The organism is Curtobacterium sp. P97, from assembly GCF_023712445.1.
Taxonomy (GTDB): domain Bacteria; phylum Actinomycetota; class Actinomycetes; order Actinomycetales; family Microbacteriaceae; genus Curtobacterium.
The window spans coordinates 51,026-75,964 of sequence record NZ_JAMAYF010000013.1; the positions used below are offsets into that span (position 1 = coordinate 51,026).

At 72.3% G+C, this 24,939-nt stretch carries 23 protein-coding genes; 7 read left to right on the top strand and 16 right to left on the bottom strand.

What is annotated here, in order from left to right:
- Window positions 1-4 precede the first annotated feature (4 nt).
- From M3677_RS14095 to M3677_RS14130, 8 genes are all read right to left on the bottom strand, one after another.
- Entirely contained in the window at window positions 5-3,067 is a 3,063-nt protein-coding gene (locus M3677_RS14095) for a DNA translocase FtsK (protein WP_251160856.1), read from the bottom strand.
- A gap of 68 nt (window positions 3,068-3,135) precedes the next feature.
- Window positions 3,136-4,383, bottom strand: coding sequence for an ABC transporter permease (locus tag M3677_RS14100; RefSeq protein ID WP_251160857.1), 1,248 nt, complete (start codon window positions 4,381-4,383; stop codon window positions 3,136-3,138).
- The gene (locus tag M3677_RS14105; RefSeq protein WP_251160858.1) at window positions 4,380-5,153 is read right to left on the bottom strand and encodes an ABC transporter ATP-binding protein; all 774 of its coding nucleotides are present in this window, start codon (window positions 5,151-5,153) and stop codon (window positions 4,380-4,382) included. The genes M3677_RS14100 and M3677_RS14105 overlap by 4 nt, the downstream gene beginning before the upstream one ends.
- Window positions 5,150-6,169: an efflux RND transporter periplasmic adaptor subunit gene (locus M3677_RS14110; RefSeq protein WP_251160859.1), complete on the bottom strand. Its 1,020-nt coding sequence runs from the start codon at window positions 6,167-6,169 to the stop codon at window positions 5,150-5,152. The genes M3677_RS14105 and M3677_RS14110 overlap by 4 nt, the downstream gene beginning before the upstream one ends.
- A gap of 88 nt (window positions 6,170-6,257) precedes the next feature.
- Window positions 6,258-7,934, bottom strand: coding sequence for a ribonuclease J (locus tag M3677_RS14115; protein WP_209686063.1), 1,677 nt, complete (start codon window positions 7,932-7,934; stop codon window positions 6,258-6,260).
- A 48-nt stretch (window positions 7,935-7,982) separates the two neighbouring features.
- Window positions 7,983-8,960, bottom strand: coding sequence for a 4-hydroxy-tetrahydrodipicolinate synthase (gene dapA, locus M3677_RS14120; RefSeq protein WP_058730183.1), 978 nt, complete (start codon window positions 8,958-8,960; stop codon window positions 7,983-7,985).
- A gap of 415 nt (window positions 8,961-9,375) precedes the next feature.
- On the bottom strand, window positions 9,376-9,882 hold the full coding sequence (locus M3677_RS14125) for a dihydrofolate reductase (protein ID WP_209686065.1): 507 nt from the start codon (window positions 9,880-9,882) through the stop codon (window positions 9,376-9,378).
- Window positions 9,882-10,706 (bottom strand): thymidylate synthase, encoded by an 825-nt coding sequence (locus tag M3677_RS14130; RefSeq protein WP_251160860.1) that lies wholly within the window; start codon window positions 10,704-10,706, stop codon window positions 9,882-9,884. The genes M3677_RS14125 and M3677_RS14130 overlap by 1 nt, the downstream gene beginning before the upstream one ends.
- Before the next feature lie 78 nt (window positions 10,707-10,784).
- Between M3677_RS14130 and M3677_RS14135 the strand changes: the two genes are divergently transcribed.
- On the top strand, window positions 10,785-11,696 hold the full coding sequence (locus M3677_RS14135; protein ID WP_251160861.1) for a TIGR01777 family oxidoreductase: 912 nt from the start codon (window positions 10,785-10,787) through the stop codon (window positions 11,694-11,696).
- Window positions 11,697-11,806: 110 nt separating this feature from the next.
- On the opposite strand, the gene M3677_RS14140 is transcribed toward M3677_RS14135, so the two are convergent.
- Both M3677_RS14140 and M3677_RS14145 read right to left on the bottom strand, forming a co-directional pair.
- Window positions 11,807-12,274, bottom strand: coding sequence for a tetratricopeptide repeat protein (locus M3677_RS14140; RefSeq protein WP_308201984.1), 468 nt, complete (start codon window positions 12,272-12,274; stop codon window positions 11,807-11,809).
- Window positions 12,271-13,023 carry a 4-hydroxy-tetrahydrodipicolinate reductase gene (locus M3677_RS14145; protein ID WP_209686068.1) on the bottom strand — a complete coding sequence of 251 codons (753 nt, stop codon included), beginning with the start codon at window positions 13,021-13,023 and terminating at the stop codon, window positions 12,271-12,273. The genes M3677_RS14140 and M3677_RS14145 overlap by 4 nt, the downstream gene beginning before the upstream one ends.
- Before the next feature lie 22 nt (window positions 13,024-13,045).
- On the opposite strand from M3677_RS14145, the gene M3677_RS14150 reads away from it, so the two are divergent.
- Complete coding sequence (locus M3677_RS14150) at window positions 13,046-13,555, top strand: GNAT family N-acetyltransferase (protein ID WP_251154818.1); 510 nt, start codon at window positions 13,046-13,048, stop codon at window positions 13,553-13,555.
- A 50-nt stretch (window positions 13,556-13,605) separates the two neighbouring features.
- On the opposite strand, the gene M3677_RS14155 is transcribed toward M3677_RS14150, so the two are convergent.
- Both M3677_RS14155 and M3677_RS14160 read right to left on the bottom strand, forming a co-directional pair.
- Complete coding sequence (locus M3677_RS14155; RefSeq protein ID WP_066657952.1) at window positions 13,606-14,208, bottom strand: histidine phosphatase family protein; 603 nt, start codon at window positions 14,206-14,208, stop codon at window positions 13,606-13,608.
- A 5-nt stretch (window positions 14,209-14,213) separates the two neighbouring features.
- The gene (locus M3677_RS14160; RefSeq protein WP_251160862.1) at window positions 14,214-15,548 is read right to left on the bottom strand and encodes a pitrilysin family protein; all 1,335 of its coding nucleotides are present in this window, start codon (window positions 15,546-15,548) and stop codon (window positions 14,214-14,216) included.
- A gap of 245 nt (window positions 15,549-15,793) precedes the next feature.
- Here M3677_RS14160 and M3677_RS14165 point away from each other — a divergent pair, with 245 nt between their 5' ends.
- The gene (locus M3677_RS14165; protein WP_066653259.1) at window positions 15,794-16,441 is read left to right on the top strand and encodes a TetR/AcrR family transcriptional regulator; all 648 of its coding nucleotides are present in this window, start codon (window positions 15,794-15,796) and stop codon (window positions 16,439-16,441) included.
- A 124-nt stretch (window positions 16,442-16,565) separates the two neighbouring features.
- Window positions 16,566-17,093 (top strand): YbhB/YbcL family Raf kinase inhibitor-like protein, encoded by a 528-nt coding sequence (locus tag M3677_RS14170; RefSeq protein WP_066653256.1) that lies wholly within the window; start codon window positions 16,566-16,568, stop codon window positions 17,091-17,093.
- A gap of 81 nt (window positions 17,094-17,174) precedes the next feature.
- Here M3677_RS14170 and M3677_RS14175 read toward each other — a convergent pair whose 3' ends face one another.
- Window positions 17,175-19,448 (bottom strand): polyribonucleotide nucleotidyltransferase, encoded by a 2,274-nt coding sequence (locus M3677_RS14175; protein WP_066653253.1) that lies wholly within the window; start codon window positions 19,446-19,448, stop codon window positions 17,175-17,177.
- Between the two features lie 306 nt (window positions 19,449-19,754).
- On the opposite strand from M3677_RS14175, the gene M3677_RS14180 reads away from it, so the two are divergent.
- Complete coding sequence (locus M3677_RS14180; RefSeq protein WP_251160863.1) at window positions 19,755-20,966, top strand: hypothetical protein; 1,212 nt, start codon at window positions 19,755-19,757, stop codon at window positions 20,964-20,966.
- A gap of 27 nt (window positions 20,967-20,993) precedes the next feature.
- Here M3677_RS14180 and M3677_RS14185 read toward each other — a convergent pair whose 3' ends face one another.
- The 3 genes from M3677_RS14185 to M3677_RS14195 all read right to left on the bottom strand — a co-directional run bounded on the left by M3677_RS14185 (window position 20,994) and on the right by M3677_RS14195 (window position 22,585).
- A complete protein-coding gene (locus M3677_RS14185) occupies window positions 20,994-21,614 on the bottom strand; it encodes a CE1759 family FMN reductase (protein WP_066653250.1) in 621 nt (206 codons plus the stop codon).
- 154 nt (window positions 21,615-21,768) lie between these two features.
- Complete coding sequence (gene rpsO / locus M3677_RS14190) at window positions 21,769-22,038, bottom strand: 30S ribosomal protein S15 (protein ID WP_058742593.1); 270 nt, start codon at window positions 22,036-22,038, stop codon at window positions 21,769-21,771.
- Window positions 22,039-22,138: 100 nt separating this feature from the next.
- Window positions 22,139-22,585 (bottom strand): VanZ family protein, encoded by a 447-nt coding sequence (locus M3677_RS14195; protein WP_066653249.1) that lies wholly within the window; start codon window positions 22,583-22,585, stop codon window positions 22,139-22,141.
- 103 nt (window positions 22,586-22,688) lie between these two features.
- Here M3677_RS14195 and M3677_RS14200 point away from each other — a divergent pair, with 103 nt between their 5' ends.
- The gene (locus M3677_RS14200) at window positions 22,689-23,789 is read left to right on the top strand and encodes a glycoside hydrolase family 6 protein (RefSeq protein ID WP_251160864.1); all 1,101 of its coding nucleotides are present in this window, start codon (window positions 22,689-22,691) and stop codon (window positions 23,787-23,789) included.
- Between the two features lie 84 nt (window positions 23,790-23,873).
- On the top strand, window positions 23,874-24,926 hold the full coding sequence (locus M3677_RS14205; protein WP_251160865.1) for a M4 family metallopeptidase: 1,053 nt from the start codon (window positions 23,874-23,876) through the stop codon (window positions 24,924-24,926).
- Window positions 24,927-24,939: the final 13 nt, after the last annotated feature.

The following is a 24,939-nucleotide window of genomic DNA, read 5'->3' on the forward strand; positions in this document are numbered from 1 at the left end:
GTGCTCACTCCCTGCCCGTCAGTCCCCATGCGTCCTCGTCCGGTCCGTCGTCCTCGACCTCAGGGTACCCGCGGGTCATGTCCGCCACCGGGTCCGAGCCGTACCGGTCGTCGTCCTGACCACCGGCACCCGCCCCGGCGGGTCCGGCAGGAGCCCCGGAGCCGGCCGCAGCCGGAGCCGGGTCGGCCCCGGCGACGGAGGTCGTGCCTCCCGGCCGGACCGACGGCGGTCCGTCGGCAGCCGGAGCAGCCGGCGGCTCCTCGCCCCGGAGCTTCGCGAGCACGCCCGGGAGCTGGTCGGGCGTGACGAGCACGTCGCGGGCCTTCGACCCCTCGGACGGCCCCACGATGTCACGCGACTCCATGAGGTCCATCAGTCGGCCCGCCTTCGCGAAGCCGACGCGGAGCTTGCGCTGCAGCATCGAGGTCGAGCCGAACTGGGTCGAGACGACCTGTTCGACCGCGGCGAGCAGGAGCTCGAGGTCGTCGCCGATGTCGGCGTCGATCTCCTTGCGCTCCACCACGGCCTGGACGTCCTGCCGGTACTCGGGGCGCGCCTGGCGCGTGACGTGCGCGACGACCTCGGCGACCTCGCTCTCCTGCACCCAGGCACCCTGCACACGGACGGCCTTCGACGAGCCCATCGGCAGGAAGAGCCCGTCACCCTGCCCGATGAGCTTGTCGGCGCCCGGCTGGTCGAGGATGACCCGCGAGTCGGTGACGCTCGTGACCGCGAAGGCCACGCGCGACGGGACGTTCGCCTTGATGAGACCGGTGATGACGTCGACCGAGGGCCGCTGCGTCGCGAGCACCAGGTGGATGCCGGCGGCACGGGCGAGCTGGGTGATCCGGACGATCGACTCCTCGACGTCCCGAGGGGCGACGAGCATGAGGTCCGCGAGCTCGTCGACCACGACGAGCAGGTACGGGTACGGCTTGAGCTTCCGCTCGCTGCCGGCGGGCAGGACGATCTCGTCGTTCTGCACGGCCTTGTTGAAGTCGTCGACGTGCCGGAACCCGAACGACGCCAGGTCGTCGTACCGCATGTCCATCTCCTTCACGACCCACTGCAGCGCCTCGGCGGCCTTCTTGGGGTTCGTGATGATGGGCGTGATGAGGTGCGGGACCCCGGCGTAGATCGACAGCTCGACGCGCTTCGGGTCGACGAGGACCATGCGGACCTCGGACGGCTTCGCGCGCATCAGCAGCGAGGTGATCATCGAGTTGATGAACACCGACTTGCCGGAGCCCGTGGAGCCGGCGACGAGCAGGTGCGGCATCTTCGCCAGGTTCGCGACGACGAAGCCGCCCTCGACGTCCTTGCCGACGCCGATGGTCATCGGGTGCTTCGACTTCGTGGCCGCGCCGGAGCGCAGGACGTCGCCGAGGGAGACGATCTCGCGGTCTGTGTTCGGGATCTCCACGCCGATCGCGCTCTTGCCCGGGATCGGCGACAGGATGCGGACCTCGTTCGACGCGACGGCGTACGACAGGTTCTTCGACAGCGCCGTGACGCGCTCGACCTTCACACCGGGACCGAGCTCGATCTCGTAGCGCGTGACCGTCGGTCCGCGCGAGAACCCCGTGACCTTCGCGTCCACCTTGAACTCGGTGAGCACGCCGGTGATCGCCGCCACGATGTCGTCGTTCGCCTGGCTGCGGGCGACCGAGGGGGTGCCGGCGCTGAGGGTGGTGGCTGCGGGCAGGCGGTACGGGGCTGCCGGGTCCTCGTCGGCGGCGGTCGCGGCGGGCAGGCCGTCGTCGGCGGCTTCGGGCTCGGGCGCCGTCGGCGAGACCACCGGGGAGACTCCGGCGTCGGGCCGGGCGACCGCCGCGGGCTGCTCGGGCACCGGGGTGCCGAAGTCGCGGAGGGCCTGTTCGGCGACGGCGAGGTCCTGCTCGACCTCCTGTGCGCCGTGCACGTCGTCGTGCTCGACCGAGTCGTTGAGGTTCACCGAGGCGGGCACCGCGGGCGTGTGGTCCACGAGTCCGGCGGCCGCGCCCGCGTTCGCGCCGACGGCCGGAGCAGCGGCACCGGCAGCGGCAGCCGTCCCGGCACCACCGGCACCGGTTCCGCGGTCGGGCACGGCCTGCGTCGCCGACGCGGGCAGCACGGGGCTGTCGTACGCCGGGTCCTCCTCGCGCCCGGACTTGTTGCGGCGCCACCACGGGACGGTGCTCTCGGCGTCCTCACCGCCGGCAGCCTGCTCGTCCTCGAACCCGAGGTCCTCGAACAGCGGGAAGTCGGTCTGGTCCTTCGTGCGGCGCTTCGACGTCCGTGCTCGGGGCGCGGCCGGAGCGGCGTCCGCCTCGGTGGCGGGTTCGTCCTCGGCCACGGGGGCCGGCGCACCGAACAGGTACGCGTACAGCTCGTGGAGCCGGCGTCCGGTCTTGTTCGGCGGGGTCTTCGTGATGATGAAGAGCGACAGCACGAGCAGCACCACCGCGACCGGCACCGCGACCCACACGGTGGCGACCGCGACGAGCCAGCTGATCACCACCCAGCCGAGGACACCACCGGCGGCGGCCAGGGCGACCATGCCGTCGGACGCGCTCGGCTGCCCGCCGAACACGTGGCAGAGCGACGCGATGGAGACGAGCATCAGCCCGAGACCGATGCCGATCCGGGTGTTGTCGTGCACCGACGCCGGGTGGCGGAAGAGCCATCCGGCGAAGACGATCATGATGACGGGCAGTGCGACCGCCAGTCGCCCGAAGAGCCCGCCGAACGTGTAGGCGTCGAGCGTGACGGACACCGGGTTCGTGGGGTTGAGCCACTCGACGACACCGCCCGCGAGCGCGAGCACGAACAGGAGGAACGGGAAACCGTCGCGTCGTTCGTCCTTGGCGAGGGTCTCCTTGCCGAGCAGCCGGAACAGTGCTCCGACGCCGTGCGCCATCGCGAGCCATGCGGTCACGACGGGGTTCTGCTCGCGGAACACCGGGGTGGGTGCCGCCTGCGGCAGCTTCTTCGTCGTGGCCTGCGTGCGCGACGTACCGCGCGACCCGCTCCCGCGGGACGACGTGGACGCGCGCGAGCGCGTGGTCGACTTGGTGCCTCCGGCCATGCGAGGGAGCCTAATCCCCGCTCGGGACATTCCGTGGATGCCCCGCCGCGACCGGACGCCCTCCGCGCTCAGTACCGGATCGCGTCGATGACCTTGACCCGGACCGCCACGATCGCGGGCAGGAACCCGGCGAGCGCCCCGACGAGCAGCGCCGAGCCGACACCGATCAGCGCCGCCTCGACCGGGAAGGGCGCTCCCCCGACGTCGACCCCGCTCGTGATGAGCCCCCGGACGGTCTCGTTCCCGAGCACCGCCGCGCCGACCATGACGCCGATCCCGCCGGCGACCAGCGTCCCCAGCACGTTCTCGAGCAGCACGGCGACGAAGATGCGTCCGGCGGTCGCACCGACCCCGCGTCGGATGCCGATCTCGCGGATCCGCTGCCGGACGCTCACCAGCGACACGTTGAGCAGCCCGAGCCCGCCGAGCACCAGGACGAGGACGGCGACCCCGGCGATCACCCAGCGCAGCGCACCGAGCGGGTCGCCGTCGACCGAGCCGGCCGCGTCGGAACGGTTCGCGTCGACGGTCCACCCGGGGCCGAGCGCCCGCTCGGCATCCGATGCGATCCGTCCGGCGACCGCCTTCCCGTCGCTCTCCGGTACCCACACCTCGAACAGCCGCTGCGAGCCGTCGTCGGGTGCGGCCTCCGCGCTCGACGTCGCGACCGACTGCGCCAGCTGGTAGAACATCGGCTCGGTGTCGTACTCCGAGGACACGTACCGGCCGATCACGACCGCGGTGACGTCGGGCGTCCCCGGCAGGCGCACGACCGGGTGCGTGACGACGTCCGGGCTGCCGAGACGGTCGAGGAACGCCTGGTTGACGACGAGCGCCGGCGCGAGTCGGTCCCGGTCGTCCTCGGTGAACCACGCGCCGTCGTCGACGCGGACGCGGTGCATCTCGGCGTACGCGGGGTCGACGGTGACGCCCTGGGCCAGGGTGACCCCGTCGGGGAACTGCACGGGGCGCTGCGTCCACGACGCCTCGGTCGAGAACCGGACGTGGTAGCGCTCGGCGCCGGCGCGGAGTTCGCGGTCGAGCGCCGCGGCGTCGGCCGCGGCAGCGGCACCCGTGCCGTCCCCCGTGGCCGAGGACGAGCCGGTGACCTGGTAGGTCGCCGGCCGTCCGCCGTACTGCTCGTTGAAGGCGGCGGTCACCCGCTCGGCGAGCGACCCGAACCCGACGACGACCGCGAGCGACGCCACCGCGATCGTGACCCCGATCAGGCTGAGCACGACCCGGCCGCGGTGCACGCGGAGCTCCTGCCAGGACTCGACGAACGTCCCGACGACGGTGGTGAGGAGCCGGTTCACGCCGCCACCCCCGGCCCGTCGACGGAAGCGGACGCGGAGGCGGACTCGGACGCGGAGGCAGACGCGGACGCGGACGCGGTATCGGACGCTGCCGTGTCGACGACGAGCCCGTGGTCGATCCGGTGGACGACGTCCGCCCGTGCTGCGACCGCGGTGTCGTGGGTGATGGTGACGAGCGCCGCGCCGGTCTCGGCCGCGACGGTCTCGAGCAGCTCCATGACCACGCGGCCGGTGTCGACGTCGAGTGCACCGGTCGGCTCGTCGGCCAGGATGAGCCGCGGCGACCGGACGAGTGCCCGGGCGATGGCGACGCGCTGCTGCTCCCCGCCGGAGAGCCGGTGCGGCTGCGTGTCGGCACGGTCGGCGAGGCCCACCCGGTCGAGCATCTCCAGTGCCAGGCGACGACGCGACCAGAACGCCCGGCCGGTCGCGTAGAGCAACGGGACCTCGACGTTCTCGACCGCGGTGCGACCCTGCAGCAGGTTGAACTGCTGGAAGACGAAGCCGACGTCCGCGCCGCGCACCCGGTCGCGTCGGACCGAGCCGGCACGGCCGACGTCCCGCCCGTCGAACTCGTGCAGCCCCTCGGTCGGGGTGTCGAGCAGGCCGAGGACGTTGAGCAGCGTCGACTTGCCCGAACCCGAGCGGCCGACGATGGCGACGCGGCTGTCCGCCTCGACGTCGAGGTCGACACCGCGCAGGATCTCCAGCGTGGAGCCGTCGGGGAGCGGGACGGACTTCCGGAGGTCGCGGACGTGCACGAGGCTCATCCGGTCACCACCGCGCCGTCCTCGGCGAACTCGTCCTCGGGCTGCGCCTCCTTGCCGGGGACGAACTGCAGGACGGTCTCGCCCTCGGTCAGCCCGTCACGCACCTCGACCGTCTCGCCGTCGTTGAGGCCGAGGGCGACCTCGCGCTCGGAACGCTTCCCGTCGTCGTCGACGACGGTGACGACGCCGCGCTGCGCGGTCCCCTGCACGGCGGTCGTCGGGAGCGTCAGCACGCCCTCGGCCGAGCCCGCGGACACGGCGACCGTGACCTCGAGCCCCGGGAACACGGTGACGTCCCCGGGAACGTCGCACCGCAGCTGCGTCGCACCCTCGGCACCCGAGGAGCCCCCGCCACCGTCCGCACCGTCGGCACCCGCGTCCGACGGCTCGCCCGCCGCCGAGGCGGACGCGGAGCTGAGCGCGAGGTTCGTGCAGGTGAAGGGCGCCGGCCCGTCCGTGATCGTCACGGTCGCCTCGGAGGGACGCGAGGTGAGTCGGTAGAGCTGCGCGGCCTCGAGCGTCGCGGTCACACGGTACGACTCCGGGGCGACCCGGGCGACGGTGTCACCGATCGCGACGGGCTGCTTCGCCACCAGGTCGAGTCCGGACACCGTGCCGGACGACGAGGCGACGACGGTCGCGAAGGTCACGGACGCCGGCAACGGCTCGCCGTCCTCGGTCGTGCCCTCCGCCGGGGTCTCGACCCGCAGGTCGATGATCGGCGCGCCCTGCTCGACGTGCGTGCCGTTCGTCACGAAGACCCGGTTGACGGTGCCCTCGGCGGTGGAACGCACCGGCGTCGCGGCGACGGACTCGACGTGACCGGTCGCCTCGACGTCGTTGACGACGTCCCCCGTCTCGACGGTGACGGTCGGGTCCTCCAGCTGCGCGGTCGGGGTCGTCTCCTCGCCCTCGGGCTGCGCCGCGAAGAAGGCGAGGCGGACGAGGGACACCGCGATGGCGGCGAACACGAGGAACTTCAGGCCGGGCCACACCCAGCGACGCAGGACGGTCACCCTGGGACGGTATTGGCTGACATACCGAGGGAGCATCAGCCTGTGGGATGACGCAGGTCGGCCACCCGGCCGGCTGCGGCGCGTCTGCCTACGCCTCGATGACCACCGGGACGATCATCGGGCGGCGGCGGTGCTTCGTGTTCACCCAGCGGCCGACGGTGCGGCGGACGACCTGCTGGAAGGCGTGCGCGTCCCGTGTGCCGTTGCCCGCCGCGTCGGCGAGCGCCTTCGCGATCTGGGGACGGACGTCGTCGAAGACGGAGTCGTCCTCGGCGAAGCCGCGCGACTGGATCTCCGGGCCGACCACGCACTGCCCCGTCGTGAAGTCCACGGCGCAGAAGATCGAGATGAAGCCCTCCTCCGCCAGGACCCGACGGTCCTTGAGGTCGGCGTCGGTGATCTCGCCCACGGTCGATCCGTCGACGTAGACGTAGGCGATGTCGAGTTGTCCGGCGACGCTCGCGACGCCGTCCTTCAGGTCGACGACGATGCCGTCCTGGCCGAGGATGACGTTGCGCGGCGGCACACCCGTCTGGATCGCCAGGTCGGCGTTCGCGTACAGGTGGCGGTGCTCGCCGTGCACGGGCAGCACGTTGCGCGGGCGCAGGATGTTGTAGCAGTAGAGGAGCTCGCCGGCCGACGCGTGACCGGAGACGTGCACCTTCGCGTTGCCCTTGTGGACCACCTTCGCGCCGAGCTTCGTCAGCCCGTCGATGACCCGGTAGACGGCGTTCTCGTTGCCCGGGATGAGGCTCGACGCGAGGATGACGGTGTCGCCCTCGCCGATCTCGATCTGGTGCTCGAGGTTCGCCATGCGCGCGAGGACGGCCATCGGCTCGCCCTGCGACCCCGTCGACATGTAGACGATCTGGTCGTCCGGGACGTTCTTCGCCTTCTTCGTGTCGATGAGCACGTCGTCCGGCACCCGGAGGTAGCCGAGCTCGGCGGCGATGGTCATGTTGCGGATCATCGACCGCCCCATGAACGCGACCTTGCGGTTGGTCGCGGCGGCGGCGTCGAGGACCTGCTGCACGCGGTGGACGTGCGACGAGAAGCTGGCGACGACGACCTTCTTGCGGGCGCGGGAGATGACGTTCTCGAGCACCGGTCCGATGTCACGCTCGGGCGCGGTGAACCCGGGGACGTCGGCGTTGGTCGAGTCCGGCAGGAACAGGTCGACGCCCTGCTCGCCCAGGCGGGCGAAGGCACGGAGGTCGGTGATCCGGTCGTCCAGCGGGAGCTGGTCCATCTTGAAGTCACCGGTGTGCAGCACGCGCCCGGCGGGGGTCGTGATCGCGACGGCGAGGGCGTCCGGGATGGAGTGGTTCACGGCGACGAACTCGAGGTGGAACGGACCGAGCTGCTCGGTCTGGTCCTCCTGCACGACGAGCGTGTAGGGCTTGATCCGGTGTTCCTTGAGCTTCGCCTCGACGAGCGCGAGGGTCAGCGTCGAACCGATCAGGGGGATGTCGCCCTTGAGCTTGAGCAGGTAGGGGACGGCGCCGATGTGGTCCTCGTGCCCGTGGGTGAGCACGACACCGAGGACGTCGTCGAGACGGTCCCGGATCGGCCCGAAGTCGGGGAGGATGAGGTCGACGCCCGGCTGGTGCTCCTCGGGGAAGAGCACGCCGGCGTCGACGACGAGCAGCTTGCCGTCGAACTCGTACACGGTCATGTTGCGACCGATCTCGCCGAGACCCCCGACGGGGATCACGCGGAGGGTGCCGGGTTCGAGCGGCTGCGGTGTGGAGATCTGGGTGGGCATTCGGTCCTGACTGTCGTGCGACGCGCTACCGCTGCGCCGCGTGCTTTCCTAACGTGTGGTGCCTGGCACCTTCGGCAGTGCGCCGCCGGCCGCCGCGTTGCGGTCCGGGCGGAAGTTCGAGAAGTCGGCACCGGGGATGTCCCGGACCGCTTCGAGGGAGGTCTCGATGGCGTAGGCCTCGGTGTCCTCGGGGCCGACGAGCGGCAGCCGGACGCGCGGGCTGCCGATCCGGCCGAGGCCGTGGAGCACGTACTTCGCCGCGACGGTCCCGGGGACGTGGGTCATGATCGCACGGACGAGCGGTTCGACGCGCTTGTGCTCCGCGGTGGCGGTCGCCAGGTCGCCGCGGTTCACGGCGTCGACGATCGTGCGGTACGGCGTGCTCGTGATGTTCGCCGTGACGCCGATCAGCCCGGTGGCGCCGATCGACAGGTGCGGGAGCACGTTCGTGTCGTCGCCCGAGAAGTACATGAGGTCGGTGTTGTTGAGCACCCGGGAGACCTCGGCGAAGTCGCCCTTGGCGTCCTTCACGGCGAGGATGTTCGGGTGGTGCGACGCCCGCACGATGGTCTCGTACGTGATCGGGATGCCCGTGCGGCCCGGGATGTCGTACAGGATCACCGGCAGGTCGGTGGCGTCGGCGATCATCCGGAAGTGGGTGAGGACGCCCGCCTGGGTCGGCTTGTTGTAGTACGGCGTGACGATCATCACGCCGTCGGCGCCGGCCTTCTCGCTCTGCTTGTAGAGGTGGATCGCGTGCGCGGTCTCGTTGGAGCCGCCGCCCGTGATGATCTTCGCGCGGCCCGCGGCGACGGACTTGCCGACCTCGACCAGGCGGAGCTTCTCCGGGTCGGTCAGCGTGCTCGTCTCACCGGTGGTGCCGGTGACGACGATGCCGTCGGCGCCGGCCGTGATGCAGTCGTCGATGTGCTGCTCGACGCCGGGCCAGTCGACCTCTCCGTCGGCCGTGAACGGCGTCACGAGGGCGACGAGGACCTGACCGAAGGGATTCTCACGCGGGGACACGCCCTCCAGCGTACCGGGGATGCGCGACGGCACCGCCGTCCGGTCGGACGGTGCGCGGCTCGCGGACGGTGCGACGCCGCGGCCGGCTCCGGCGCGGCTCGGCTGCGGCCGGGAGGCGCGGCCCGGCTCCGTGCGGGAGGCGCGGCCCGCGGACGGCGCACGGCTGCGGCCGGGAGGCGCGGCGCGGCTCCGTGCGGCGACTCGCGGCCCGGCGGGTGGACGCCGCGCGCTGGCGCGGTGCACAACCGGAAGCACGTCGCGCCAGGGGATTGCGTGGCGCGACGTGCTTCGTGTTGTGCGCGAGCACGTCGCGCCGGCGCGTGCCGGCCGCGGGCGCGTGCCGGCCGCGGGCGCGTGCCGGCCGCGGGCACCGCGGGCACCGCGGGCACCGCGGGCACCGCGGGCACCGCGGGCGCTACGCGCGGCGGCGCCACTCCCGGAAGCGGTAGCGGGTGGCGTCGACGCGCGACTCCTGCCACGGGCCCTCGTCGACGAGCTCCCACGCGTCGTCGAGCGCCGGCGCGCGGGTGTCTCCCGGTACGTCACGGTCGACGATCGTCTCGGACACCCGGTCGGCGAAGGGCAGGGCGTCGGCGTAGACGGCTCCCCCGCCGATCACCCACACGGTCTCGTCGGTGTCGAGTGCGGTCGCCAGGTCGTGCACGACCTCGGCACCCTCCGCCGACCACGAGGGGTCCCGCGTCAGCACGACGTTCCGACGCCCCGGCAGTGGTCGGAAGCGCGGCGGCAGTGAGTCCCAGGTGCGCCGCCCCATCACGACCACGGCGTCGCCGGTGACCTGCCGGAAGTGCGCGAGGTCCTCCGGGACGTGCCACGGGATGCCGCCGTCGGCGCCGATCACACCGGACGCGGTGCGCGCCCAGACCATGCCGACACCGCGGACGGGCTCGGTCCAGGCCATCAGACGGCGACCGCGGCCTTGATCGCCGGGTGGTGCTCGTAGTCGACGACCGTGAAGTCCTCGTACACGTAGTCGTCGATCGAGTCGCGCGAAGCGATCTCGAGCGTCGGGTACGGGTACGCCGTGCGGGAGAGCTGCTCGCGGACCTGCTCGACGTGGTTGTCGTACACGTGGCAGTCGCCGCCGGTCCACACGAAGTCGCCGACCTCGAGCCCGGTCTGCGCGGCGATCATGTGCGTGAGCAGCGCGTAGGACGCGATGTTGAACGGCACGCCGAGGAACATGTCCGCGCTCCGCTGGTACAGCTGGCACGAGAGCTTGCCGTCGACCACGTAGAACTGGAAGAACGCGTGGCAGGGGGCGAGCGCCATCTCCGGCACGTCGGCGACGTTCCAGGCCGAGACGATGAGACGACGGGAGTCCGGGTTCGTCCGGATCTGCTCGATCACCTGGGCGATCTGGTCGACGTGCTCCCCCGACGGGGTCGGCCACGAGCGCCACTGCACGCCGTAGACCGGGCCGAGGTCGCCGTCCTCGTCCGCCCACTCGTTCCAGATGCGCACGCCGTGCTCCTGCAGCCACCGGGCATTGCCGTCGCCGCGCAGGAACCAGAGCAGCTCGTAGGCGACGGACTTGAAGTGCACGCGCTTGGTCGTGACCAGCGGGAAGCCCCGCGACAGGTCGTACCGGAGCTGCGCGCCGAAGATGCTGCGCGTGCCGGTGCCGGTGCGGTCGCCCTTCGGCGCACCCTCCTCGAGCACCCGGCGCAGCAGGTCTTCGTAGGGAGTGGGGACGGTGGGATCGGGCTGCACGGTCTCGCTCACACGGAGAGCCTACGTCCACGACACGGCGAGCCTCCGTCCACGAGGAGAACCCGGGGCTCGCTGAGTACCGTGGGCCGCATGTCGACCCAGCCGCTCTCGATCCTCGTCGCCGGTGCGTCCGGCTTCATCGGGACCCCCCTCGTCCGCGCCCTGCGCGAGGCCGGACACCACGTCACGACCCTGACCCGCAGCGAACCCCGCACCGCGAGCGCGTTCCGCTGGTCCCCCGGCACGCGACCGCTCGACCCGGCGGTGCTCGACGGCGCGGACGTGGTGATCAACCTCGCCGGCGCGAACATCGGCAGGCTGCCCTGGACCGAGTCGTACAAGCGGGAGATCCTCGACTCGCGCGTGCAGGCCACCGAGACCCTCGTCGAGGCGATGCGCCACGCGACGAACCCTCCGGCGCTCTTCCTGTCCGGGTCGGCCTCGGGCGTGTACGGCGACCGTCCCGTGGACGTCCTCGACGACGACGCCGAGGCCGGCCGGGGCTTCCTCGCCGACGTCTGCACCCAGTGGGAGGCCGCCGCGACCGCAGCCCCCGAGGGCGTCCGCGTCGTCCTGCTCCGCACCGGCATCGTGGTCGGGCAGGGCGGCGGCGCACTCGCACCCCTCGTGCCGCTCACCAAGGCGGGACTGGGCGGCAAGCTCGGCACCGGTGGCCAGTTCTGGCCGTGGATCGCGCTCGAGGACGAGGTCGGCGCGATCGTGCACCTCGCCACCAGCCCGGAGGCCGCCGACGTGCGCGGCCCCGTCAACCTCGCCGGACCGGAGGCCGCGGTGTCGAACCGCATCACCCGCCGCGTCGCCGAGGACCTGCACCGCCCCTACCTGTTCAGCGTGCCGGCCTTCGCCCTGCGCACGCTGCTCCGCGAGGCCGCCGACGAGATGCTGCTCTCGAGCCAGCGCATGGTGCCGCGCAAGCTCACCGGGTCCGGCTACCGGTTCCGGTGCGAGCACGCCGAGGACGCGGTCGACGCGGCCTTCTGACCCGACGACCGGAACGACCCGACGAACCGGAACGACCCGACGACCGGAACGACCCGACGACCCGGCGGACGGGAGGCCCGTGGCGGACACCGCCACGGGTCTCCCGTCCGTCAGCGGGTCGCCGCCGCCTTCGCCAGTGCGGTCCGCATCGCCGCTCGCGCGCGCTTGCGGTCACCGGCGGCGTCGTAGACGATGCCCAGTCGGTACCAGCCGCGCCAGTCCTCGGGGTCGGCCTCGACGGCGTCCCGGTACCGCGGGAACAGCTCGTCGGCTGCCTCGCGCGTGGGGCGCCCCGACGGGCGGACGGGGACGACGTCGTCCGGGGTCGCGCCCTCGCGCTCGAGCCGCGCGCCGAGCCGTGTGATGCGCAGCCCGAAGCGGACCTCGAGCACGAGCAGCAGCGCGCCGATCGCCGCGACGACGAACAGCGCGACGCCGATGCCGATGCCGATCGGCTGCCCGGTCGCCACGAACGCGACCGCACGCTGACCGACGAGCCCGATGTAGAGCGCGAGCAGCAGGGTCATCAGCGCCGCACCCCAGAACGGGGAGCGGAGGGACTGCCAGGTCGGCGTCACGGCTGGCCGATGCCGAGGACGCTGCCGAGCCCGACGGTCAGGCCGCGGGCACCGACCACGGCGGACAGCGCCGCGCGGACGCCTGCGACGTAGGCCACGTCGTCGTTCGTGTCGTGGCGGATCGTGACGGTCTCACCGGGGCCGCTCAGCAGCACGTCCTGCACCGCCTTCACCCCAGGCAGGCGCAGGGAGTGGATCGGGACGCTCGCCACCTGTTGCCCGCGGGCACGCTGGTCGACGTGCGGGGCGTCGACGGGACCGACCTCGCGACGGGCGTCCGCGATGAGCTCGGCGGTCCGGACGGCGGTGCCCGACGGGCTGTCGATCTTGCCCGCGTGGTGCGTCTCGACGATCTCGACGGACGGGAACCACGGCGCGGCGATCGTGGCGAGGTGCGTGGCGAGCACCGACCCGATCGAGAAGTTCGGGACGACGAGCACACCCTGGTCGGGCCGCGCCTCGAGCCCGGAGCGGAGCGTCGCGAGGCGGTCGAGCGACCAGCCGGAGGTCCCGACGAGGACGTTCGCGCCGCTCGCCAGGGCGTGGTCGACGATCGCGGGGCTCAGCGCCGGGACGGTGACGTCCACCACGACGGCTGCTCCACCGAACACCGACGGCGGTGCCTCGTGCACGGCGTCCTTCGAGGACAGCGACGCGACGAGCTCGAAGCCGTCGAGCGACTCCACGACGGAGGCCACCAGGCCCCCGAGACGACCGGTGGCGCCGACGACGGCGACGGGAGTGACCATGGCTCCATCCTAGGATCGACGCATGCCGCTCCAGGTCAGGTCCGTGCCCGCCGACGCACCCGAGGTCGACGCGCTGCTCGACGCCTACCTCGACGAGCGCGAGGCGACCTTCCCGAGTGCGCAGGGCTCGTACTCGCGGAAGCGCACCCCGGCCGTCGAGTTCACGGCGCCGAACGGCGTGTTCGTGGTCGCGTACGAGGTCGACGAGGACGGGGCGCTCCCGATCGGGTGCGGCGGCCTGCGACGGATCGCCGCCCGTGCGGACGGCGATGCCACCCCGGACGACGACGCACGGTTCGAGGTGAAGCACGTCTACGTCTCCCCCGCCGGACGGGGTCGGGGCGTCGCGACCGCGGTGATGGACGCACTGGAGGGCGCCGCGCGGGACCTCGGCGCGACGAGTGTCGTCCTCGACACGAACGACTCACTCGTCGCCGCGGGTGCGATGTACCGGAGCCGCGGGTACGAGCGCACCGCTGCGTTCAACGAGAACCCCAACGCGACCGCCTGGTACCGCAAGCCGGTGCGCTGACCGGTGTCGTGCCTCCCGGCCGGCCCCGTGGCGCGCTGGGTGGTGCGCCGCTAGACGGGTTGTTCGACCGGCAGACCCGTGCGGAGCTCCACCGGCAGGTGGGCCAGGTCGTTGAGGGTGACCACCTCGGCCGGCTTCGCGGAGCGGATCCGGATGATGGTGAGCGCCGTGTGCGCCACGTTGGTGCCCATCCAGCGCCACTCCGGTGCCTGGAAGGCCTCGCGGACGAACCAGCCGATCACGGCGTTGTGCGTGATGAGCAGGTCGTGGCGGTCCTCACGCGCCGGGGTGAACCACTCGGCGACGGCGTCGCCCATCTGGGCCTGCCCGGCGACGATCTCCTCTTCCGTCACGCCGCCGTACCAGCCCTGGTACGCGTGCGGCATGTCCGGCGTCGGTCCCGACGGGATGCAGTCGAAGAGCAGCGTCGAGGGCTCCGGCTGGATCGAGGGCAGCCGCTGTGCGAGGTACGCAGCCGTCTCGCTCGGGGCGTCGAGCGGCGAGTGGTACACGCCGTCGAAGGGCACCCCGCCGAGGCGGTCGGCGACGAGCACTGCCTGGCGCTTGCCGCGTTCGGAGAGCTTGCCGTCGCGGAGTCCGTGCTCGGCGTCCTGGTGTTCGCCGTGCCGGACGAGGTACAGGTAGTGCGACACGTCCGTCACCCCTCGACGCCGATGGCCGCGGCGAGTTCGTCCCGCTGCACGGCTCCCACCACCGAGGTGATCGTGGGTCGGGTGAGCAGGTCGCGCGCCAGGTCGAGCACGTCGCCGGCGGTGACCCGGTCGACCCGCTGCAGCGCGGTGCCGAGGTCGGTGAACTCCCCCGTGCCCAGTTCGGACCGGCCGAGGCGGGTCATCCGGGCGTCGGAGTCCTCGAGCGAGAGCGTCAGGGCTCCCTCGATCTGGCCCTTGGCGCGGCGGAGCTCGTCCTCGGTGATGCCGTCGTCGACCATCCGTGCGAACTCGGCGTCGATGATCTCGACCACGCCGGCGACGTTGTCCGGGGCACAGCCGGCGTAGACGCCGAAGGCGCCGTTGTCGAGGTAGGCCGGGGCGAAGGAGGACACGGCGTAGGCGAGTCCGCGGCGCTCGCGGACCTCCTGGAAGAGGCGCGAGCTCATGCCCCCGCCGAGCACGGCGTTCAGCACGCTGAGCACCGGGCGGCGTTCGTCGCGGAGGTCCAGCCCCTGCGAACCACGGAGCATGCTGACCTGCTCGGTCGGCCGGTGCGCGACGGCGAGGCGCGGCACCGCCGGGTCGGCGACGGGCTGCGGAGAGCGCCGGGCGAGCGGCGAGGCCCGCGGGGCGTCGCGGAAGACGCGCTCGACGAGTTCGCGGAAGCGGTCGTGGTCGACGGCACCAGCGGCGGTGACGACGATGCCGTTCGGTGCGTAGTGCTCCCGGTAGTGGTCGAGGACCTCGTCGCGCCCGACGGCACGGATGCTCTCGGGTGTCCCGCCGATCGGACGGCCGAGGGGGTGCCCGTCGAAGGCAGCGGCGAAGAAGGCCTCGCCCGCGACGTCCGCCGGGTCGTCGGCGGCCATCGCCAGCTCCTCGAGGATGACGCCGCGCTCGACGGCGAAGGCGTCCGCGTCGAGCACCGAGCCGGTGACCATGTCGCCGATCACCTCGACCGCCATCGGGACGTCGGTGTCCCGGACCCGCGCGTAGTAGCAGGTGTACTCCTTGGCGGTCGCGGCGTTGTGCTCACCGCCCACGGAGTCGAACGCGATGGCGATGTCGAGTGCGCTGCGTCGACCGGTGCCCTTGAAGAGCAGGTGCTCGAGGAAGTGCGTGGACCCGAACTGCCCTTCGCGCTCGTCACGGGACCCGACACCGACCCAGAAGCCGAGGCTCGTGGAGCTCGCCCCCGGCACCGACTCGGTGAGGACCCGGACACCGGACGGCAGCACGGATCGACGGACGAAGGCACCACCGGACGTCAGGAAGGACGTGTCCTGGGCCTCGAGCGGCAACGGCACTGGCTGGTTCATCGCAGGAGAGCCTACTGACCCGGCAGGGCCGATCATCCAGATTCCACAGGCTCGCGGCGCGTGCCTCGAACTGGGGTACATCCGAGGAGGATAGAAAGACTCGTCTGTCTGTCCTCACTGTGGTACAGTCGTCACATCGGGTCGGAAGCCCCCCTAGATTCCGACCCGGTGGCTCGGGACATCAGTCCTGCGCGGCGGAGTCCCCCCACTCCCCCGCGGAGCCGATGAGTCCGAGGAGCAGCGCTGTGACGGTCGATTCCCCCCAACCGGCCGTCCAGCGTCTCCCCGGCCCGAGCACGAACCTCGCGTCGCCGGACGGGTCGAGCGTCCCCCCGGCTCCCCGCTCCGGCGGCGCGAAGGTCCGCATCCTCGAGACCGCGTCGAGACTCTTCTACGAAGAGGGCATCCGCGGCGTCGGCGTCGACCGCCTGATCTCCGAGGCGAGCGTCACGAAGGCGACGTTCTACAAGCACTACGGGTCGAAGGACAACCTGATCCTGGCCTACATCCGGGCGCAGGACGAGCGGGTGCAGCAGGCCTTCGCGCGCCTGGTCGAGGAGGCAGCCTCCCCGGTCGAGGCCGTCCGCGCCTGGGTCTCCGCCGTCTCGGACGACGTCGGCCGACCGGACTTCCGCGGCTGCGCCTTCCTCAACGCCGCTGCCGAGTACCACGATCCCCGCGACCCGGTCCGCCAGGTCGTCGCCGCGCACCGCGACTGGTACACGGAACAGCTCTTCGCGCTGCTGCAGCGCGCCGGACACCCGATGCCGGGCGACGGCGCCGACGAGCTCATGCTCGCGCGCGACGGCGTCATGGCCGGTGCGTACGCCGGCGACGCCATCGCGGCCACCGCCGCGCTCGGGCGGGTCGTCGAGCGCGTCATCACGCGCTGACCGGGACGGGCGCGTCCGACGCCTCCCGGGTGGGCAGCGGACGGCCGGGAGGCACGTGGCGGCGCCGTCCCGCGCCTCCCGTCCGTCCCATCCACGGGACAGGCCGCGGGTGTTGGCTGGACGCATGGCCAACGACCCCAACTGGAACCTCCCCGAGGTCCCCTCGTTCACCCTGACCAGCCCCGACTTCAGCGACGGTGGCGCACTGCCCGACTGGGCACGCGGCTCCGACGCCGGTGGTGAGGACCGCTCCCCCGCGCTCGAGTGGTCCGGCGCCCCCGACGGCACGCAGAGCTACGTCCTCACCGTGTACGACCCCGACGCGCCGACCGGCTCGGGCTTCTGGCACTGGAGCCTGACGGACGTCCCGGCCTCGACCACGTCGCTCCCGCAGGGCGCCGGCACCGACGACGCGCTGCTGCCCGCCGAGGCGCTGCGGCGTCGCAACGAGTACGGCACGGACACCTTCCTCGGTGCCGCCCCGCCCGCCGGCCACGGTCCGCACCGCTACGTCTTCACCGTCAGTGCCCTCGACGTGCCGGTGCTCGAGGCCCCCGCCGACGCCACGCCGGCGGTCGTCGGCTTCCTGCTCCGCGAGCACCTGCTCGGCCGCGCGCAGCTCACCGGCACACAGGAGACCCCCGCTTCCTGACGCCGCCCGGGACACGGCGACGGCCGCCGCTCCAGCAGGAGCGGCGGCCGTCGTCGTGTCAGCAGCGCGAGGCGCGAGGGATCAACCCTCGGCGTTGTCCTCGGTGTGCTTCTCGTGGCCCTCGCGGCCCTCGGTGTCCACCTCGTCGGCGACGACCGGCGCGAGCGAGAGCTTGCCGCGGTCGTCCACCTTGGTGACCTCGACCAGGACCTTCTGGCCGACGCCGAGCACGTCCTCGACGTTCTCCACGCGCTTGCCACCGGCGAGCTTGCGGACCTCGGAGACGTGGAGCAGACCGTCGCGGCCCGGGAGCAGCGACACGAAGGCACCGAACGTCGCGATCTTGACGACCGTGCCGAGGAACTGGTCCCCGATCTCCGGGTTCGTCGGGTTCGCGATGGCGTTGACCTGCGCACGGGCGGCCTCGGCCGACGGGCCGTCGACGGCGCCGATGTAGACGGTGCCGTCGTCCTCGATCGAGATGTCGGCGCCGGTCTCGTCCTGGATCCCGTTGATCGTCTTGCCCTTCGGGCCGATCAGCTCGCCGATCTTGTCGACGGGGATCTGCACCGAGATGACGCGCGGAGCGGTGTCCGCCATCTCGTCGGGGGCGTCGATCGCCTCGGTGAGCACACCGAGGATGGCCGAGCGGGCCTCCTTGGCCTGCTTCAGCGCGGCGTCGAGGACCGACGACGGGATGCCGTCGAGCTTCGTGTCGAGCTGGATGGCGGTGACGAACTCGGAGGTACCGGCGACCTTGAAGTCCATGTCGCCGAGGGCGTCCTCGGCACCGAGGATGTCGGTCAGCGCCGCGTAGCGGGTCTGGCCGTCGACGGTGTCGGAGACGAGGCCCATCGCGATGCCCGCGACCGGCGCGCGCAGCGGCACACCGGCGTTGAGGAGCGACAGGGTCGAGGCGCAGACGGAGCCCATCGACGTCGAACCGTTGGAGCCGAGGGCCTCGGACACCTGACGGATGGCGTAGGGGAACTCCTCGCGCGACGGCAGCACCGGCACGAGGGCGCGCTCGGCGAGGAAGCCGTGCCCGATCTCGCGACGCTTCGGCGAACCGACGCGACCGGTCTCACCCGTCGAGTACGGCGGGAAGTTGTAGTGGTGCAGGTAGCGCTTCTTCGTGACGGGCGACAGCGAGTCGATCTGCTGCTCCATCTTGAGCATGTTCAGCGTGGTGACGCCGAGGATCTGCGTCTCGCCGCGCTGGAAGATCGCCGAGCCGTGGACGCGCGGGATCACGGCGACCTCGGCGTCGAGCGGACGGATGTCGGCGAGGCCGCGACCGTCCATGCGGACCTGCTCGGTCAGGATGCGGCCGCGGACGACCTTCTTCGTGACCGACTTGTACGCACCGCTGACCTGGCCGTTGGCGGACTCGGGGAGCTCCCCGGCCTCGACCTTGGCGGCGACGGCCTCCTTGACGCGGGCCTTCAGGGCGTCGTCCTTGTCCTGACGCTCGAGCTTGCCGGCGATCTGGTAGACGTCCTTGAGCTCGTCGAGGGCGAGGGCCTCGACGGCGGAGTAGACCTCGGGTGCGTACGGCGGGAAGACCGGGTAGTCCTGGATCTCCTTGGCCGACTGTGCGGCCATCTTCGCCTGCGCCTCGACGAGGACCTTGAGGAACGGCTTGGCCGCCTCGAGGCCCTGCGCGACGATCGCCTCGTCGGGCTTGGTGGCGCCGCCCTGGATGAGGCCCCAGGCGTGCTCGGTCGCCTCCGCCTCGACCATCATGATCGCGACGTCCTCGTTGCCCTGGTCGTCGGTGACGACACGGCCGGCGACGGTGAGGTCGAAGACCGCTTCCTCGAGCTGCGAGGCCTTCGGGAACGCGACCCACTGGTCACCGATGAGCGCGAGGCGCACACCGGCGATCGGGCCGGAGAACGGCAGACCGGAGATCTGCGTCGACGCGGACGCCGCGTTGATCGCGAGCGCGTCGTAGAACTCGTCCGGCGCGATGCTCAGGACGGTGATGACGATCTGGACCTCGTTGCGCAGGCCGTCGACGAACGACGGGCGCAGCGGCCGGTCGATGAGACGGCAGACGAGGATCGCCTCGGTGCTCGGACGGCCTTCGCGACGGAAGAACGAACCGGGGATCTTGCCGGCGGCGTACGAGCGTTCCTCGACGTCGACCGTCAGCGGGAAGAAGTCGAAGCCCTCACGCGGGTGCTTGCCGGCGCTGGTGGCCGAGAGGAGCATGGTCTCCTCGTCGAGGTACGCGGCGACCGCGCCCTGGGCCTGCTGTGCGAGGCGGCCGGTCTCGAACCGGACGACGCGCTTGCCGAACTTGCCGTTGTCGATGACGGCTTCGGCGAACTTGATCTCGGGACCCTCCAAAAGGGTGCCTCCTTGACGTGTTCGGCAGACCTGGGCGACGGCACTCGTGGTGCGTGCGCGCCGAGGGGTCGGGGCGCATGTCTGGCCAGCAGTAGAAGCACTCGGGACTCCGAACGGCCCGCGAGCCACCACCGATGACCAGCTCCGTGCCCGGTCTGCGCAGTGTTGTGTGCCAGCTCCGCGAGTGTGACGTCCGGAGCGTGACGTCCGGAGAACGGTCCCCGGACGATGAGGACTTTACCAGTCCTCAGGCACCCGGCGGGTGTTGCTCCTGGCGAACGGGCGTGTCCCCGGTAGCCTGCCGACATGCGCACCAGCCCTCCCCGGCGCGTGCTCGTCGCGGCCGCCGTGGTCGTGGGCGCGCTCGTCGCACCGGTCGTCACCGCCCTGCCCGCGAGCGCGTCGACGACGGAGTACCCCACGTGGCAGGACGTGCAACGCGCGAAGGGGAACGAGCAGGCCGCGGCCGCAGAGGCGACGAAGGTGCAGGCGGCACTGCGGTCCGTGCAGGCCGACGCCGCGGCGAAGTCGCAGACCGCCCTCGACGCCTCCGAGGCCGCCGACCGTGCCGAGGCGGACCTCGCGTCGGCGACGCAGACCGCCACGGCGCTCCGGTCCCAGGCCGACACCGCCGAGCGCACCGCCACCCAAGCGCAGGACCGTGCGGGGCAGCTTGCCGCGACCCTGTACCGGGACGGCAGCCAGAACGCGATGACCACGCGCATCGCCACCACGGACGACCCGGACCAGCTGCTCTACCAGCTCGGCGCCGTCGACCAGCTCTCGAGCACGTGGGAGGGCGTCCTCGAGGACGCCTCGGTCGCCGGCCGGACGGCGGAGTCGCTGCACGACCAGGCCGAGCGCGCCGAGTCCGAGCGGAGCACCCTCGCCGCCGCCGCCGAGGAACGGTCCGCCACGGCCCGGACGGCCTCCGACGCCGCCGAGCGGGCCGTCGCCGACACCCAGCAGCACAGCGACGAGCTCTACGCGCAGCTGGCCACCCTGAAGGACACCACCGCCACGACCGAGCAGCGGTACGAGCTCGGCGTGCAGGTCGCCGCACAGAAGGCCGCGCAGCAGCGGGCGCGCGAGCGAGCCGCCGCAGCCCAGCGCGCGGCGGCGGCAGCCGCCCCCTCGGCCCCGGCGCCGGTCGCGACCAGCGGCGGGACCGACACGTCCTACCCGAGCACGGGCGGCGTCACGGTCGACCCGGCCGGTGCGCAGGCGTACGCCCGCAGTGCGATCGGCGCCTACGGCTGGGGCGGCGACCAGTTCTCGTGCCTGGTCTCCCTCTGGAACCAGGAGTCGGGCTGGCGGGCCAACGCCCTCAACGCCTCGAGCGGTGCGTACGGCATCCCCCAGTCACTGCCCGCGAGCAAGATGGCGGTCGCCGGGGCGGACTGGCGGACGAACGCCGCCACCCAGGTCAACTGGGGGCTGGCGTACATCCACGACGCCTACGGCTCGCCCTGCGCGGCGTGGAACCACGAGATGAGCGTCAACCCGCACTGGTACTGACCGGCCGACACCGTCCGGTACCGCGGGTCAGTGGCCGAGGCCACCGAGCAGGGACGCGAAGTCGGTCGGCGCGGCGAGCGTCTCCTGCTGCGGCGTCCGCCGGGAGGCGCGGATCGCCCAGGCCAGGTCGACCCCGGCCCGGCGGATGCGTGCGTCCAGCGCGGCGGAGTCCGCCTCGCTCCCCCAGTCGTCGGTCGCGGCGAAGACACCGGTCGGTACGACGGCGGCGCGCAGGTACGCGAACACCGGGCGGAGGGCGTGGTCGATCGCGAGCGAGTGCCGTGCGGTGCCCCCGGTCGCCGCGAGCAGCACCGGCAGGTCGGTCACGCCGTCCTTGTCGAGCACGTCGAGGAACGACTTCGCCAGACCGCTCATCCCCGCGGTGAAGACCGGGGTGACGAAGACGAGCGCGTCGGCCTCGAGCACGGTGCGCTGAGCGGCGGCCAGGCCCGGTGCGGCGAACCCGGTGAGCATCGCGTCGACGATCTCGTGGGCGATCGGACGCAGCTCGACGTGACGGACGTCCACCGTGCCTCCCGGCTGGTCGGCCGAGACGGCGGTGACCGCGGACGCGGCGAGCCGATCCGCGAGCAGGCGGGTGGAGCTGGGCTCGGAGAGCCCGGCGGAGACGACGGCGATGGTGGTCATGACAGTTCCCGACTTTCGATGCGTTTGCATGAACATCGTACCGAACCGTGACCGGGGCGCAACCATTCCCGGTCGTGGCCGGCCGGGGACGAGGAACGCCCCGGTCCTCACGAGGAGGACCGGGGCGTTCGGTCACGCAGTGTCTGCGAGTCGACTAGCGACGCAGGCCGAGGCGCTCGATGAGCGCACGGTAGCGGCTGATGTCGACGTCGGAGAGGTACCCGAGGAGACGGCGACGCTGACCGACCATGAGCAGCAGACCACGACGCGAGTGGTGGTCGTGCTTGTGCTCCTTGAGGTGCTCGTTCAGGTCGTTGATGCGACGCGTCAGAACGGCGACCTGGACCTCGGGGGATCCGGTGTCGCCCGGGTGGGTCGCGTACTCTTCGATGATCTCCTGCTTGACCTTCGCGTCAAGTGCCATGGATGATCCCCTTCCTGTCCGTTGCGCGGTGCTCATGCCTGATGCATGGGCGCTCTTTGTCCGCGGCCGTTCGACGGCAACCGGACGAGACTACCAGAGTTCAGGCAGGGCGGGCGCGCAGCCGCTGCCGTCGCGGCACCGGCAGCAGGCTCCGGACGAGCCCGACGAGGGTGGCACCGAGCAGCCCGCCGAGACCGTTCGACAGCACGTCCCGCGGATCCGCGACCCGGTACGGCAGGAAGCGGGCCTGCGCGAGCTCGATCCCGACCGACAGGACGACCGCGACCACGGCGCCCAGCAGCCACCAGCGACGCGGCAGCCACAGCGCCGCGATCATCCCGACGGGGACGAACATCCCGATGTTCGCGAGGAACTCGACCCGGTCGTAGGTGAACCAGGCACCGTGCGGCAGCTGCTGCAGCCAACCGATCACGTGCAGCACGAGCTCGTCCTGCGCATGCGTGAAGACCCGCGGCGTGAGGGTCATCCGCCAGATCACCCAGGCGTAGCCGGCGGTGAGGGCGAGCAGCAGGAGCTTCCGGAACATCCGGTCAGTATCGCTGCCGGCTCCTGGCAGCCGGCCGCGCCCCACCTGGGCGGACGCCGGGCCACCCTGGCACGACGCTGTGGCCTGCTGCCAGCATGGACCTATGCCGGAGCAGGGGACGCGCGGCCGCACCAGGGGCAGCGGACGACGACAGTGGGCGGTGCTCGCCGTCGGAGCGGTCGTCGCCGTGGCCGTGGGCGGGCTCGTCCTCTCCACGGTGTCGGGGTCCGATGACGGTCCGGACGGCACCGGCACCCCCGGCGCGACGACGACGAGGAGCAACGGTGTCGAGCCGGGCCGGGCGATCGCGGAGCGCGAGTCGGCCGCGGCCGCGTTCCCGGGCGGCCTGGCCCACCAGCCGGACCAGGACGGACAGGCTGCGCGCCGAGCCGCCGCGGCCCGGGCGGACGGCGAGCGCGCGACCGCCGAGCAGATCGACGTCATCGCGGACCAGCCCGTCGCGACCTGGCTGACGAACCCCTCCGAGTCCGTCACCCGACAGGTCGTCCGGCGGGTGGTCCGGGGCGCCGAGCAGCAGCACCGCACGCCCGTCTTCGTCCTCTACGCGATCCCGGACCGCGACTGCGGCAGCTACTCCGCCGGCGGCACCGCCGAGGACGCCTACCTGCCGTGGGTGCGGTCGGCCGTCCGGGCGATGGCCGGCTCGCACGCGGTCGTGCTCGTCGAACCGGACTCGATCGCGCAGATCCACGTCTGCGAGCGCCTCGGCCGGGAGCGCCTGCGACTGCTGGACCGCGCCGTGGACGAGCTCACCGGACACGGGTTGACGGTGTACCTCGACGGCGGCAACGAGGACCGGGTCCCCGTGACCGAGATGGCACGGTGGCTGCGGGCGGCCGGGGTCGACCGGACGCAGGGCTTCGCGACGAACGTCTCGAACTTCTACCGGGTGGACACGGAACACGCGTACGCCGACCGGTTGGCGGACGCGATCGGTGGCGACCCGCACTTCGTGATCGACGTCTCGCGGAACGGGCAGGGCTGGCGCGGCACCTGGTGCAACCCCGAGGGTGCGGGACTCGGACAGGCACCGCGCGTCACCGCGGGGTCGACCCGGCTCGACGCCCTGCTCTGGGTGAAGACGCCCGGGCTCAGCGACGGCACCTGCAACGGCGGACCGGCGGCCGGGCAGTGGTGGGAGTCGTACGCCCTGGCGCTGGTGGAGCACCGCCAGCGCGACTGACCCGCCGGGCCCCCGCAGCCCCAGCCGGCCAGCCGCTCCGGACCGGGCAGCACCGTCGTCGGTCGTCGGTGGTTCCATGGCGCCATGACCGCCACCCGCCGCCACTCCGTCGTCCCGCCGTACCTGCTGCGCGCCGTCGCCGCCGCGTCGGAGCACCCCCGCGCGGCCTCGGCGGCACGGACCGCGCTGGCCGAGATGGACGTCGTCACCGCTCCGAAGCACGAGCACCGCGTCCGACCGCAGGGCATCAGCGGCTCGGTCGACCGCTCGCCGCAGCGCACCGTCGCCGACGCGCGCGGCACGACCACCCTGCCCGGCACGGTCGTCCGGCGCGAGGGCGACCCCGACTCCGGTGACGCCGCGGTCGACGAGGCGTACGCCGGACTCGGCGCGACGCACGCGTTCTGGCTCGACGTGTTCGGCCGGGTGTCGATCGACGGCGCCGGGCTCCCGCTCGACGCCACGGTGCACTACGGGCAGGACTACGACAACGCCTACTGGGACGGGCGGCGCATGGTGTTCGGCGACGGTGACGACGAGGTGTTCCGGCGCTTCACGATCGCGCTCGACGTCATCGGCCACGAGCTGGCCCACGGCGTGACCCAGTACACCGCCGACCTGACGTACCAGGGGCAGTCGGGCGCGCTGAACGAGTCGGTCAGCGACGTGTTCGGCTCCCTGGTCGCGCAGTACGCCGCGGGGCAGACCGCCGACCAGGCGACGTGGCTCATCGGCGAGGGGCTCTTCACCGACGCCGTGCACGGCGTGGCACTCCGGTCGATGCGGGCGCCGGGTACCGCGTACGACGACCCGGTGCTCGGGAAGGACCCGCAGCCGGCGACCATGGCCGACTACGTCGAGACCACCGAGGACTCCGGCGGCGTGCACCTGAACTCGGGCATCCCGAACCACGCGTTCTTCCTCGCCGCGACCACCATCGGCGGGTACGCGTGGGAGGGCGCGGGAGCCGTCTGGTGGGACGCCCTGACGTCGCCCGAGACCACCGAGGACATCGACTTCGCCGGCTTCGCACGGGTCACGGTCGACGCCGCCGCGGCACGCTTCGGGCAGGGCTCGACGGAGCACGCCGCGGTCGAGGACGCCTGGCGGAGCGTCGGCGTGCTCACCGGTCCGTGACGGCGTACAACCG

Coding starts and splice junctions, on each gene's coding strand:
- M3677_RS14095 (WP_251160856.1), bottom strand. CDS start 3,067: ATGGCCGGAGGCACCAAGTCGACCACGCGCTCGCGCGCGTCCACGTCG.
- M3677_RS14105 (WP_251160858.1), bottom strand. CDS start 5,153: ATGAGCCTCGTGCACGTCCGCGACCTCCGGAAGTCCGTCCCGCTCCCC.
- M3677_RS14115 (WP_209686063.1), bottom strand. CDS start 7,934: ATGCCCACCCAGATCTCCACACCGCAGCCGCTCGAACCCGGCACCCTC.
- M3677_RS14125 (WP_209686065.1), bottom strand. CDS start 9,882: ATGGCCTGGACCGAGCCCGTCCGCGGTGTCGGCATGGTCTGGGCGCGC.
- M3677_RS14135 (WP_251160861.1), top strand. CDS start 10,785: ATGTCGACCCAGCCGCTCTCGATCCTCGTCGCCGGTGCGTCCGGCTTC.
- M3677_RS14145 (WP_209686068.1), bottom strand. CDS start 13,023: ATGGTCACTCCCGTCGCCGTCGTCGGCGCCACCGGTCGTCTCGGGGGC.
- M3677_RS14150 (WP_251154818.1), top strand. CDS start 13,046: ATGCCGCTCCAGGTCAGGTCCGTGCCCGCCGACGCACCCGAGGTCGAC.
- M3677_RS14160 (WP_251160862.1), bottom strand. CDS start 15,548: ATGAACCAGCCAGTGCCGTTGCCGCTCGAGGCCCAGGACACGTCCTTC.
- M3677_RS14170 (WP_066653256.1), top strand. CDS start 16,566: ATGGCCAACGACCCCAACTGGAACCTCCCCGAGGTCCCCTCGTTCACC.
- M3677_RS14180 (WP_251160863.1), top strand. CDS start 19,755: ATGCGCACCAGCCCTCCCCGGCGCGTGCTCGTCGCGGCCGCCGTGGTC.
- M3677_RS14185 (WP_066653250.1), bottom strand. CDS start 21,614: ATGACCACCATCGCCGTCGTCTCCGCCGGGCTCTCCGAGCCCAGCTCC.
- rpsO (WP_058742593.1), bottom strand. CDS start 22,038: ATGGCACTTGACGCGAAGGTCAAGCAGGAGATCATCGAAGAGTACGCG.
- M3677_RS14195 (WP_066653249.1), bottom strand. CDS start 22,585: ATGTTCCGGAAGCTCCTGCTGCTCGCCCTCACCGCCGGCTACGCCTGG.
- M3677_RS14200 (WP_251160864.1), top strand. CDS start 22,689: ATGCCGGAGCAGGGGACGCGCGGCCGCACCAGGGGCAGCGGACGACGA.
- M3677_RS14205 (WP_251160865.1), top strand. CDS start 23,874: ATGACCGCCACCCGCCGCCACTCCGTCGTCCCGCCGTACCTGCTGCGC.